Origin of the sequence: Chryseolinea soli (assembly GCF_003589925.1) — a bacterium.
GTDB classification, from domain to species: domain Bacteria; phylum Bacteroidota; class Bacteroidia; order Cytophagales; family Cyclobacteriaceae; genus Chryseolinea; species Chryseolinea soli.
Genome location: NZ_CP032382.1, coordinates 4,730,602 through 4,742,992, shown reverse-complemented (window position 1 = coordinate 4,742,992; position 12,391 = coordinate 4,730,602). Strand labels below are relative to the sequence as shown.

The 12,391-nt window shown below is 51.1% G+C and carries 11 protein-coding genes; 2 read left to right on the top strand and 9 right to left on the bottom strand.

Features of this window, described 5'->3' with window-relative positions:
- Positions 1–3 precede the first annotated feature (3 nt).
- Positions 4–795 carry a DUF7151 family protein gene (locus D4L85_RS20175; protein ID WP_119756001.1) on the bottom strand — a complete coding sequence of 264 codons (792 nt, stop codon included), beginning with the start codon at positions 793–795 and terminating at the stop codon, positions 4–6.
- 423 nt (positions 796–1,218) lie between these two features.
- On the opposite strand from D4L85_RS20175, the gene D4L85_RS20170 reads away from it, so the two are divergent.
- Positions 1,219–2,571 (top strand): sensor histidine kinase, encoded by a 1,353-nt coding sequence (locus tag D4L85_RS20170; protein ID WP_119756000.1) that lies wholly within the window; start codon positions 1,219–1,221, stop codon positions 2,569–2,571.
- 55 nt (positions 2,572–2,626) lie between these two features.
- Complete coding sequence (locus D4L85_RS20165; RefSeq protein ID WP_119755999.1) at positions 2,627–3,280, top strand: hypothetical protein; 654 nt, start codon at positions 2,627–2,629, stop codon at positions 3,278–3,280.
- 61 nt (positions 3,281–3,341) lie between these two features.
- On the opposite strand, the gene D4L85_RS20160 is transcribed toward D4L85_RS20165, so the two are convergent.
- The 8 genes from D4L85_RS20160 to D4L85_RS20125 all read right to left on the bottom strand — a co-directional run bounded on the left by D4L85_RS20160 (position 3,342) and on the right by D4L85_RS20125 (position 12,349).
- Entirely contained in the window at positions 3,342–5,699 is a 2,358-nt protein-coding gene (locus D4L85_RS20160) for an ABC transporter permease (RefSeq protein WP_119755998.1), read from the bottom strand.
- 72 nt (positions 5,700–5,771) lie between these two features.
- On the bottom strand, positions 5,772–9,452 hold the full coding sequence (locus D4L85_RS20155) for a sensor histidine kinase (RefSeq protein WP_160143872.1): 3,681 nt from the start codon (positions 9,450–9,452) through the stop codon (positions 5,772–5,774).
- 36 nt (positions 9,453–9,488) lie between these two features.
- Positions 9,489–9,875 (bottom strand): DUF983 domain-containing protein, encoded by a 387-nt coding sequence (locus D4L85_RS20150; RefSeq protein WP_160143871.1) that lies wholly within the window; start codon positions 9,873–9,875, stop codon positions 9,489–9,491.
- Positions 9,835–10,092 (bottom strand): hypothetical protein, encoded by a 258-nt coding sequence (locus tag D4L85_RS20145; RefSeq protein WP_119755995.1) that lies wholly within the window; start codon positions 10,090–10,092, stop codon positions 9,835–9,837. The genes D4L85_RS20150 and D4L85_RS20145 overlap by 41 nt, the downstream gene beginning before the upstream one ends.
- A 25-nt stretch (positions 10,093–10,117) precedes the next feature.
- Positions 10,118–10,660 carry a DUF420 domain-containing protein gene (locus D4L85_RS20140; protein ID WP_119755994.1) on the bottom strand — a complete coding sequence of 181 codons (543 nt, stop codon included), beginning with the start codon at positions 10,658–10,660 and terminating at the stop codon, positions 10,118–10,120.
- Position 10,661: 1 nt separating this feature from the next.
- On the bottom strand, positions 10,662–11,144 hold the full coding sequence (locus D4L85_RS20135; protein WP_119755993.1) for a hypothetical protein: 483 nt from the start codon (positions 11,142–11,144) through the stop codon (positions 10,662–10,664).
- 92 nt (positions 11,145–11,236) lie between these two features.
- The gene (locus D4L85_RS20130; protein ID WP_119755992.1) at positions 11,237–11,563 is read right to left on the bottom strand and encodes a cytochrome C oxidase subunit IV family protein; all 327 of its coding nucleotides are present in this window, start codon (positions 11,561–11,563) and stop codon (positions 11,237–11,239) included.
- Between the two features lie 42 nt (positions 11,564–11,605).
- Entirely contained in the window at positions 11,606–12,349 is a 744-nt protein-coding gene (locus D4L85_RS20125; protein WP_119755991.1) for a cytochrome c oxidase subunit 3, read from the bottom strand.
- Positions 12,350–12,391: the final 42 nt, after the last annotated feature.

Genomic DNA, 12,391 nt, shown 5'->3' with positions numbered 1-12,391 from the left:
AAATTATTTTACGTCATACAAAAACAGAAAGGCATGATCAAACTGCCCGGGCTTGGTTAACGCCACGTTAAAATCCGCCTTAGATTGAGGTAATTTAGATAGAATATTTTCGCTGTAGAGACGCACTCCTTTGTAGGTCACATTATCCACGACAGTAGTGCTGACTATCGATCCGTCGATGTAGGCGCTATGTGTTGCGTCATATAATTGAAAGCTCGCAAAGCCCTCATAAGAAAGGGCATTGTCTACAACAAATATTACCGAGTCGATTCCGGGATAGTTTCTTATATCAAAGTCGAATAGTTCAGTGTAGGAAAAACCGGTTCCTTGGCCGGGGTTACCTGCATTACTAGTTATCTTTACCCTTATCTCGTTTAAGGTCACACCATTCATACCGTTGCATACAAACATGGTTTGTTGGATTTCGTTCTCCTCGAGTGTTCCATCGCCGTTCGAGTCCCTCCCGGTTTCGATTTTCTGTCCACCAGCGCCGCAATTTGAACCCGCATGTTCGGTCGTGTATTTCGTGAGCGTATTCTGATTATTAACGCCATTGCAAACAAATTCTGTTTGCTGAACTTCTCCCGCATCGAGCGTACCATTTCTATTGGTGTCGATGCCGGTTTCCACTTTAAGTCCACCATCCAGGCACTTTGCGCCCGCAGCTTCATTGGTGACATTCATTAGACTTGTTAAACCGTCCGACCCATCGTGACATGACATTGCCATCGCTACAATACTGGCCACGAGGAAACTGCTAAAGGCCCGCGGTAATTTTTCATTTATCGTATTCATCTGACGCAAAGGTTATTATGATTGCTTACATCCAGGGCATGACGTTGTTCCCCCATGGACGCCATCAGGGCTATAGCGCCGGTCCTTTAATTAATTGGCGTTCGCAAAAAAGCACTTATTTATTTGCTTCACAAGCCATCGCCTAGCCCTGATAGGCAACTATTTTATTTTCGACTTTAGCCGTCTAATCAGGTATGGGATCGCTTGCACGTCGTTGTGGGGGGGGGTGTGGTAGCCTCGGTGTTTAGGGGGTTTCGTTTCAATTCGTTTGAAGTATATCCATTTTTTCGGTATCGAAATTCGGGGTGTCTTGGACTTCGGGCGTAGATCTTTAAAAAGCTTGTGCCTGCGACACGACGCGGGCTTGCTTTACAAGTTCGAAACCGTGAACTTGAAACCGGATACTGAGAAACGCACTTACCCTTGAACTTCGGATTTAATGACTTCAGAACCCGCGTCATCCTGCGGGTGATCCTGCTGGGCCTCACCATGGCTTTGTTTATGTACATGGTCACGCGCCCCAACATGCTCTTTGCCGCGTTGCTCACCGGGATCATTATTGTTCTCCAGCTCACGGAGATCTTCCGTTTTGTGAGCCAGACCAACCGGAAGCTTACACGCTTCCTGGAGTCGGTGAAATATTCCGATTTTATTTCGGGGTTTGCGTCCGACAATAAGCTGGGAAAATCCTTTAAAGACCTCAACATTGCCTTCAACGAAGTGCTCGAAGCCTTCCGCAGGGCACGTTCTGAAAAAGAGGAACACGGGCAATATCTCAACACGGTGGTGCAACAGGTCCGCACGGGTATTCTTTCGTTCGACACCGAAGGCAATGTGCAGCTGGTCAACGCCAATGCCAAGAAGTTCATGGGCATCACCAACATCAAAAATATCAACGAGCTCATTCACATCAACCCGAAGCTTTATCACTCCATCAACAGCGTGGAGTCGGGCAAGAGCGAGCTCTACAAGGGCAGCAACGAGCTTTACCTCACCATTCAGTCCACCGAGCTGCGCATCCGCGGCACGGACGTGAAGCTCGTGACGTTGCAAAACATCCAGCCGGAATTGCAACAACAAGAACTGGAGGCCTGGCAAAACCTCACGCGCGTGTTGCGCCATGAGATCATGAACTCCATCACGCCCATCTCGTCGCTCACCTCCACCCTGCGCGAGATCCTTGATCACGATATGGAGAAGAAAGAAGATCACTACGAGTTGCAGCAAGAGGGTGCGGAAGATTTGCGCGAAGGCCTCAGCACCATCGAGAACAGAAGCAAGGGTCTGATCAAATTCATCGACGCTTACCGCGAATATACCTCGCTTCCCAAACCCAAGATGGCGACCGTTCGCCTCAAAGATCTTATCGAACACGTGGCCCAGCTGATGAAGACGGAGTTGAAGAAAACACACATCAACTTTCACTACACGTGTTCATCCGAATACCTCACCATCCAGGCCGATGTGGAAATGATCGAGCAAGTGCTGATCAACCTGTTGAAGAATGCCATCGAGGCGCTGGCGGAAACTGAAAAACCGTTGTTAGAAATGACGGGGTTCTATGATGAGAACGCCGTGATCATACAAATCCGCGACAATGGTTCGGGTATTATCAAGGAAGCGTTGGAGCATATTTTTGTGCCGTTCTACACCACCAAACGCCAGGGTTCCGGCATCGGCCTAAGCCTTTCGCGTCAGATCATGCAAATGCACAACGGTTCCATCACCGTCGTTTCCGAACCCGACGTGGAAACGGTTTTTACCTTGAGGTTTTAAATAGAACATAAGATTGTCAGTCGTCTTTATCCGTCAATAAAGGGAAGCACATGCTATGGAATTTTTAACATTCAAGAAGTACAACGAAAAGGAGAGCGCCGAGGCCTTGACCAACCTACTCCTCAGGCACGGGATCGCTTTTGAACTCACGCAGGATCAGGAAAATCTTGACGTCTTGTACGGCACCCAGCCCTCGGCGCAGTTCTACTATGTAAAAATCAAATCCGATGATTTTCCAAAAGCGAATGCACTCCTGCTGGACATCGGCAATACCGAATTGGAAACCGTTGACAAAACACACTATCTCTTTGAGTTTACGGACGACGAACTTTTCGACATCCTGAGCAAGCCCGACGAGTGGAATGCGCTCGATTATCAACTTGCAAAAAAAATATTAACAGAACGGGGAAGAGAAGTCAATGATGAAATCATAGACTCGCTAAAAAAGCAACGCATCACTGAACTGGCAAAGCCAGACGAAAGCAACCGGGTGTGGATTTTTATCGGTTATCTGTCAGCGCTGTTCGGGGGGCTCTTCGGCATCATTGTAGGATGGCTCTTGTTTACGTACAAGAGGACTTTACCGGATGGCCAACGGGTGTATGAATATGCAGAAAAAGACAGGCGGCATGGCCGGCGTATTTTTTACCTGGGCATCATCGTATTTTATATTTCTGTTATCATCCGACTGGCAACCCTGGATTGGTAGTCAATCAGTGATCGGACAGCATCTTCAGCTTGGCCTAGATGCTGCCCGATTGTACTATCCTTTACTCGTAACGCAGACTTTTCACCGGGTCACTTGCCGCTACTTTCACGGAGTGGTAAGAGATCGTGACCAGTGAAATCACCAGGCAAACCACCGCGGCCATGATCAAGGTGAGATAGCCCACATCGACGTGGTAGGCATAGGTCTCCAACCATTGCGTCATGAGGTACCAGCCGAAGGGGCAACCTAAAGCGGCGGCGAACAGCACCAACACGGTAAATTCTTTGCCCATCAAACGGACCAGGCCCGGCATGGACGCACCCAGCGCCTTGCGAATGCCCAGTTCTTTGGTGCGGCGCTCGGCAGAGAAGGCCGAGAGTCCGAACAGGCCGAGGCATGAAATGAAAATGGACAGGATGGCCAGCGTGTTGAACACTTTGCCACGTTGGGCCTCGGTTTTGTAGAAGTCTTCCCAGTTCTGGTTGAGGAAGGAATATTTGAAGGGATACCCCGGGGCATACTCTTTCCACAAGATCTCAGTCGACCGGAGGCCGGCATCCTTTTCCGTGGGTTTCACGCGCACCAACAAGCAGTAGGTTTCTTTCGGATCCATGCGCAGGATGAGCGGATCCACGGCGCTATGGAGCGACCCGAAGTTAAAGTCTTTTACCACACCAACGATCTTGCCTTTGCGGTCCCACATGGTGAGGTCCTGGTCGGCCACGCCGTCTTTGAAGCCAAATTTCTCGGCGGCTTTTTCGTTGACGATGTAGTTGGACGTATCGCTGATGCGGGACCGGTCGAAGGGCCGGCCTTCCTTCATGTTCATCTTCATGGCCTGGATAAATTCGAAGTCCACGTTGATGTTGCTGAAGAGGATCTTTTCGTTGGGATCCTTGCCTTCCCACTCGACGCCTACGGTAGAATTGCCGATGTCGATGGGGATCTGGCTGGCCGAGGTCACGCTTTCAATGCCGGGTTGTGCCAGCAGGCGTGTGCGGAAGGTCTCCAGCTTGGGGCGGACGTCGCCTTCCATCCACAGGTAAAATACATTTTCGCGATCGAAACCGATGTCGCGATTTTCCATAAAATTCATCTGCCGGAACACTACCGTGGTGCTGATGATGAGGATGATCGACATGGTGAACTGAACCACCACCAGGACCTTGCGGAACACTGCGGCACGGCTGCCGCTTTTCAGTTGACCTTTCAGCACCTGCACCGGTTTGAATTCGGAAATGAACAAGGCGGGATAGCTACCCGCCACAAAAGCGGTGAAGATAATGATGATCCCGAAGATCATCAGCAACCGGGAATCCAGCAGGTTTAAGGTGAGCGCTTTGCCGGTGATCTCGTTGAAGATCGGTATGAGCAACAGCGCAAAGAGTAACGCGAGGAGCGCACTGATACAAACCGTCACAAACGACTCGCCCATAAATTGCCGGAACAACTGGCTTGGCACAGCCCCGATCACTTTCCGCAGCCCCACTTCCTTGGCGCGCTTGGTGGCTTGTGCGGTAGACAGGTTCATAAAATTGATGCAAGCGATCACGAGCACGAACACGGCCACCACGAAAAAAATCTTCACCGATTCGATGCGTCCGCCGGACTGCACGCCGTTCTCGAAATCGCCATAGAGGTAGGCCTCTGCCTGGGGTTGGATGAAAAGCTCTACGTTGCTTTTCTCCTGGTGTGCATCGATCTCATTTTTAAACTTGGCTGCAAAATTCTCACGATTCGTTCCTTCGCGCAACAGCAGGAAGGTGCGGATGTTGTTGTTGCCCCATTCGTGCAGCCAGGTGTTGTCATCCCAAAAAACTTCGAAGGGCAAGAGGTATTCAAACTGGATAGACGAATTGCGGGGAATATCTTTGAGGACGCCCGTGACAGTGAAAGATCGTTTGGTGTTCATGAGCAACACTTTGCCGAGCGGCTCCTGGTCGCCGAAATATTTTTTCGCCATCTTCTCCGTGATCACGATGGAGTTCTTGTCCTTCAGTGCAGTGGCCATGTTGCCTTTCAGAAAAGGGAAGCTGAACATCTCCACAAAATCCTGGTCCACATAGCGGCCCATTTCGTAGAAGGTCTTATCCTCCACCTGCATGAGGTTGTTGGTCTCCCACGTGAACCGTGTGGCCTTCTCGATCTCCGGATATTTTTCTTTTATAAAGGGCGCCATGGGACCCGGCGTGGCCGCAAAGGTGTAGATGCGACCGTCGGTATACTTCTGGTTCTCCATGACGCGGTAGAGGCGATTTGCGTTGGCGTGGAAATAGTCATACTCCAGTTCATCGTTCACCCACAAAAAGATCAACAGTGCGCTGCAAATCCCGAACGCCAGGCCCAGGATGTTGACGGTGGAGAACAACTTATTCCGGAAGATATTCCTTACGGCGATGAGGAGATAATTTTTGATCATGGCGACGTGTTTTATGAAAGACCTATGGATCCCCAGTGGGTTGCATGAATTTACTCGTAAAACGACAATTGGTTACACTGCCGGGGCAGATTTTTCCTCCAGCACCGAAGCGATTCCCCCGGATGGGGGCAAAAGAATAAAGAAGGTCGTGCCATCCCCTACCGTTGTCTCGAACCAGATCTTTCCCTGCATGTGTTCAATCGCCTGCTTGGCAATGGCCAGCCCGAGCCCGGACCCCGACTTCTTGGTGGTGAAATGCGACAGGAAAATGCGTTCCGCCACCGTGGGAGCAATACCCTTCCCGTTGTCGTGGAAAGCCAGCTGATAGCCTTCCGGTGTTTGGATGAGGCTGATCTTTACCTGCAGATTGTATCCCGGGCGGGCCGCCTGAAACGCGTTCAGGATAAGGTTGGAGAAGGTGCGTCCCAGCAATTGCTCATCGCCCTGGACATAGGCTTCGCGTAGCGCGGTCTCGAATTGCACATCTCCCGAAGAATGGTGAAGCACCACCGTGCGCCGCACCAGCGACACCAGTTCCAGGCGCTGGATGACCGGCTGCGGCATTTTGGCAAACGTGCTGAAGGAAGAGGCGATGTCGTTCAACGTATCCACTTGTGTGAGCAAGGTTGACACGGCCTTGCCTGTTTTTTCCGGCGTGTTCGTGCCCGACCCAATCCCGCGTTCCAGTTGCTGGAGCGTGAGCTTCATGGGGGTGAGCGGATTCTTGATCTCGTGGGCTACCTGCTGGGCTATCTCGCGCCACGCGCTTTCGCGCTGGGTCTGTTCCAGTTCGGCCTTGCTCTCGCTGAGCTTGAAAAGCATTTGGTTATACTCCTTCACCATCAACCCGATCTCGTCGTCGGCTTTCCAGGTGAGCGGTTGGTTGGTTTTGGTGAGCGACGTGCGCTGCAGCGATTGCGTAATGAATTTCAATGGGAAGGTGAGCCACCGCGAGACAAAATAAGAAAGCACCACCAACACAATGAAAATGAGCGAAAAGATGTTGAGGATGTTGGCCACGATATTGATCTGCACCCGCTCCAATGAACTGGCCGATTGAAAGAACGGGATCCCCAGGATGCCGATGAGCTTCCCGCTAAGCGGCGCGGTGAGCGGCGCATACGACACAAAATACTCCAGCTTGCCCACGCGCTCGGTCTCGATCACCACCCGGCTGCCTCCCTTGATCTTTCGCAGGGCATTGGCATTGATGTAGCGTGACATCAAATTATTTTCAAAGATGAGGGCCTGGCTGGTGGCCAGCAACTCGCCTTTGGTGTTGAACACGTTGGCATCCAGGTTGGTCAACTGCGCCAGCTCCCGGAGCTGTTGCTCGAAGTTGTTCACGTTTTCGGTGTTGCCGTTTACATAGCGGTCCAGTTGCGCCGACAATTGGCTGCTCACGGTCTCGGCCCGCTCCTGGTATTCTTCCATCAGCTGGTTTTGGGTGGAGCGGTTGGTCAGGTTTAGGGTGGTCACGCTCACCAGGATCAGGGGAAGAAAGAACGCCATGTTCAACAACAGTTGGATGCGCGCAGAGAAATAGATCTTTTCCCCTTGAATGTAATTGGCAATGCCCAGCGCCAGGAGCAACAACAGGATGATCACCAAGCCCAGCACCAACAGGAACGAAAAATTGGCCAGCGTGAGCATGATCGGTTGCTGCTGCGAGGACACTACGGCCAGCCGGTTGTTTTGATATTCCTGCGCCACGTGTGTGAAACCGTCGGCACTGATGCCCTTGCGGTAGAGGTCGGGATTGCCCAGCCAATCGCGGTAAAAAGCGGCGTCGTAGTTGAACTTGCCTGAACTGAAAAGGATCGTGGTGTCCGAGAATACGGCATAGCTGATGTCCTGGGTGTGGTAGAATTGCTGCGTCCGGTTGTCTACCAGCAATTCGGGGTAAACGTTGTCGGGGATCAGTTTCTTTAGCGACAGGTCGAGCATGACGTGGCCCAGCAGGGAGTTGGCGCGTTTGATGGGCACCAGCACGAGATACTTTTGGGTGACATCTTTTGCCGGGCTGGTCACAAAGTACACACGGTCGTAGTCGGTGCGAAAGGCGTCCTGGTCATAGATGCCGATCACCTGCGACAGCGTCGACGCCGACTGGTTGTCCAGCGGCTCGCCCCGGGAGTTGAACAGAAAGATCTCGACATCGTATTTATTGAAATAGCTTGGCAAAAATACCTGCCGTATTTTCTGACGGATGATATCGCGGCTCAGGAAGGGAACGTTGATCCGCGATTGAATAAAAGCATCGTCCGCAATTTTCAATGCCGTCTCGCGCAACAGGTATTCGCCAAAGTAATCGCGGTCTACCAAAAAATTCTCAGCAAACTTAAATTGACTGGCGATCTTTTCCTGGCGTGTGAAATAGAAGATGGCGTAGGCGCCGTTGGCCGACAGGAAAAAGATGGAGATGAACAGGTAAGAGAACGTGGCAAAGCCCAGTCGTCGCAGGCTCACATACAATTTCAACACATACACAATGAGGAAATAGCAGGTCCCCAACACGAGCGACGAGAGGTAGGGCTGTTCCGTCGCCGAGTTTATCAGGCCGAAGATGAGGGCCGACAGCATGAAAGCCCCCAAGACGCGAAGTTTATTTCCATCGCCAATGAGCAGCCGCAAGAACGTATGGCCAAATAGAAATGAGCAACCACCCGCCAACAATACGGCGAGCGTGGCCATCGACCGCAGGCTGTCGAATTGCAGCGACTGGGAGATATCAATCACGATAGACGAATTGTTATTGATCGTTTGAATGACCACAAACGGAAACAACGCTGCAAAAAGCACACCCAGTCCCGCCACAACGGAGAGTAACCACGCAATGGCTTTTCGCTGGTACAGGAAGTGGTAGCTTTTGAACTTCTGGTAATTATTAAAGGCAAATACGCTCAACAACAGCAAGGCCAGCTCATTGATCAAAAGATCGCCCAGCGAAGCGTTTAATGTTGAAGATGCAAAGACTTTGGGATCGAACAGGTCGGAGGCGTCCAGTGCTGCGGGAAAATTCAGCCGGATCATGACAAATCGAAGCCCGATCAAAAATCCATACAACAAGAGCAAGGCTCCTTCCGCATAGGGCAGGCGTTCGAGCTGCCCGTAGAAAAGTGCTACGAAAAGAACGATCGAAAGCGACAACAACAGTATGGCCGCAAACTTCACGGGGTCGCGCAAGGGTACGTGCTCCTGGAAGTTGACGCGAAACGGACATTGGTCCTCCACGCAGATGCTGGTGCCGGATGCCGCGCCGGGCTCCAGCAAGGTGATGTCGGAGGAGGGAAAGATCCGAAGATTCCACCACGGTTCCAGGTAGTTGTTGGTGATGCTGAACTTGCGATAGAGGGGGATGACCCCCACCAGGAATTTTGTATCGTTCACTTTCCATTTCCGGGCCAGGTAATCGCCGTTACCGCTGATGAGCATCTTCAGCGTAAACGGTTCGGCCACCGAGGCGGGCGAAGGCACGAAGCCGTTGTCGGTCCACGCTACGAGTTGCTGGGCATCGTATACAAAAAAAGAGAAGCGGCGGCGGTGCGGTGGCAACGTGGACGATCGTTGAAGTTTGGGCATCAACGTATCCACTTCGGCCGCCATGGTGGCAAGCTCCTGTTGCAGGTTCTTCACGATCGCGGCTTCGACGGATTGGGAGGATTCAAGACGCTGGGAAAAATAGGCCGCCAGCGCTCCTAACGCGAACGTCAACAGGCAACTTCCAAAGAGTATGAATGTCCGTGATTTCAATCGTCGACCAGGTGATGATCGATAAAGGTAAGAAAACTACTTTGTTTGCGACAGGCGGCGATCGTATTTGATGCCGCCGAAAAGGTAGAGATACACCATGCGCGAGTAGCGGTAATTCAGCGGGATGAGCAGTGCCATGCCACCCACGCTCGCGCCGATGTAGTGCCACTCCGAAACATCACCCAACGTATACAGGACGAGACTGACCAACGTGATGAAGGCGATGGTGAACCCATAGCCCACATACATGGCGCCCTGGTAGAACCCAGGCTCCGGTTCCAGTCGAATGCCACAATGCGGACACGTGGCGTTCATCACGTTAAACTTGCTCAGCTTTCGGAGGGGGTATGCAAACATGTTGCCCTGGCGGCAATGGGGGCACTTACCTTGCAACAGGGCCGTGAGATAGTTCCTTTCTTGCATTCCTACTTGTTTTATACCAGAAATACCACAGCACCAGCACGGCCAGGTAGGGCATGGAAAGCAAATACAGGATGCCGGTGTTCATGCCGGCCGCGATGCCGGGCTTGCCGTTGGAGTAGTTGTTCTCCAGCGTAGACCGGCACATGGCGCACTGTGCTACCGACTGCGCCGTAGCGATGATCACAAAAACGATGCTGAGGAAGGCTGCCTTTTTCATATCGATCTCTTAAAGATAACCAATTTTATGCTGCGTAGTATGGGCTGATCATCAGGTAAACGATCACTCCCGTCACGGCCACATAAAGCCAGATGGGGAACGTGATCTTGGCGAGCGCTCTGTGCCGCACATAGTCTCCACGCCAGGCCCGCACAAATGTGAAAAGCACCAACGGTATAACAGCGACCGACAACAAAATGTGCGTGATGAGGATAAAAAAATAGATGTATTTCAAGGCACCCTCGCCGCCATAGGACGTAGGGTCGCTGGTCATGTGATACAAGACGTACATCACCAGGAAAGCCGCCGAAAGCGCGATGTTCGTCTTCATTAGATTTTCATGCAACTTCCGCTTGCCGTTTTTGATCGCGATCAATGCACTCACCAGCAACACGGCCGTGACGCCGTTGATCGTGGCATAGATCGGGGGTAGAAAAGAAAGGTCGTAGCCGGGCACCTTCACGCCAAACAAAACCGCCACCACTAACGGGATGGCAATCGATACAGCAATGATCAATTTTTTGTAGGGCTCTTTCTGTTGTTCTACGTTTACTACATTCGGCTCCATCTCAGTATTTCTTTAATATAATCGTTATCTCCGTAATCAGTCGGTCGGCTTCGTCCAGATCGGCGGCGGTGTATTGGCCGCGGATGGCTCCTTTGCGATCGATGAGCACCTGATCGTAAGGCGGCTTCAGGAAGAAGATGCATTGCCATTTGGACGCTGGCTCTCCCTGGCGAATAAAGGCCACCGGGTAATTTGTGAACCTTTCCTCCACTCGCCTGATTTGGTTCTTCGCCTCGGTGGTGAGGGTATTAAAGGTGATCAATACCAGGCTATCACCTTCAAAAGGAATTTTCACTCTTACACTGTCGGCAATGCGATATGGCAGCGCTTTTACAGGAGGGCAGCCTTGAGGCACTTCAGGAAAGGTTTTGGTGTACAAAGGTGGCACTGCAAACTCGTTCTTCCCAAAAAATTTCAGAAAAAGAAAGACCAGTATCGGCAGCAACAGTGCGAGGAATAAAAGGAGTGCTTTTGTTTTTTTCATAGTAGCAAGGGATTATCCAATCGCTTAGATCAAAAAAAAGAGGCTTAAGTGCGCATACACTCAAGCCTCTGAAATGAGTTATGGATAATTTCTTAGCGAACGAGTGAAATGGCGATGCCTTCGTAAATAAAGGCTACCAGCATCCACACGATGAAGATCAAGGGGATGAGGATGGACCAGAACAACACTTTCACTTCATAGCGCAAGTGCATGAACTCGCCTACAATGTAGCCGGCTTTTATGATGGTCATGCCGATGAAGATCGCCGTCTTCAAAGGACCGTGGTTCATGGTGAAGGCGACAAGGAACTCTACAGCAGTGATTGCCCCCAAATACGCGGCCACTGTCCACAGTTTTTTGATTTTCGCTTTATCGGGAGGAAGAACGGTTACGTGCGATTCGTTTTCAGCGTGTGCCATATCTAAATTTCTTTATAAGATGATTCGATTGATTGAGAATGATTAAACCAGGTAGAAGAACGTGAACACGAACACCCATACAAGGTCCACAAAGTGCCAGTACAAGCCTACCTTCTCCACCATTTCATAGTGACCTCTTCTTTCGTAGAGACCGGTGACCGTATTGAAATAGATGAGGAAATTCAGACACACCCCGCTGAATACGTGGAAGCCATGGAAGCCTGTGATGAAAAAGAAGAAGGCTGCAAAATCCGGGGGACCGTATTGGTTATGGGCCAGGTTAGCGCCGAAGAAAGTTGTTCCTTCTGCCACTGCTGAACCGTGGTGTGCTCCATGGATAAAGTGAGTCCATTCCCAAGCCTGGCAGCTCAAGAAAGCGATACCGCCCAGCAGGGTCCAAAGCATCCATTTCTCAACGGCCTTGCGGTCCATACGGTGACCGGCTTCAACAGCAAGTACCATCGTTACGGAACTCATGATGAGAATGAAAGTCATGATACCCACGAAAACCAGGGGAAGCGACACTCCTTCCAGGAACGGAACGGATTCGAACACCTTTTCAGGAATGGGCCAGTAGCTTTGCGAGAACGTGAATGCATCTACGGCTTTTGTATATGCATGATGCGAAGAACGCACCAGGCCATAGGTGATGAGCAATGCGGAGAAAGTAAAAGCATCGGACATTAAAAAGAACCACATCATGAGTTTGCCATAGCTGGCTCCCATCGGTGAGGATCCACCGTCCCATGTGCTCTCGCCGTGAGCTGCTGCTGCTGTACTTGCCATAGTATTAATTGGTATACGTTATATAGGTTACGCGTTTAAATG

Coding starts and splice junctions, on each gene's coding strand:
- D4L85_RS20150 (WP_160143871.1), bottom strand. CDS start 9,875: ATGCAAGAAAGGAACTATCTCACGGCCCTGTTGCAAGGTAAGTGCCCC.
- D4L85_RS20165 (WP_119755999.1), top strand. CDS start 2,627: ATGGAATTTTTAACATTCAAGAAGTACAACGAAAAGGAGAGCGCCGAG.
- D4L85_RS20145 (WP_119755995.1), bottom strand. CDS start 10,092: ATGAAAAAGGCAGCCTTCCTCAGCATCGTTTTTGTGATCATCGCTACG.
- D4L85_RS20160 (WP_119755998.1), bottom strand. CDS start 5,699: ATGATCAAAAATTATCTCCTCATCGCCGTAAGGAATATCTTCCGGAAT.
- D4L85_RS20125 (WP_119755991.1), bottom strand. CDS start 12,349: ATGGCAAGTACAGCAGCAGCAGCTCACGGCGAGAGCACATGGGACGGT.
- D4L85_RS20135 (WP_119755993.1), bottom strand. CDS start 11,144: ATGAAAAAAACAAAAGCACTCCTTTTATTCCTCGCACTGTTGCTGCCG.
- D4L85_RS20175 (WP_119756001.1), bottom strand. CDS start 795: ATGAATACGATAAATGAAAAATTACCGCGGGCCTTTAGCAGTTTCCTC.
- D4L85_RS20130 (WP_119755992.1), bottom strand. CDS start 11,563: ATGGCACACGCTGAAAACGAATCGCACGTAACCGTTCTTCCTCCCGAT.
- D4L85_RS20140 (WP_119755994.1), bottom strand. CDS start 10,660: ATGGAGCCGAATGTAGTAAACGTAGAACAACAGAAAGAGCCCTACAAA.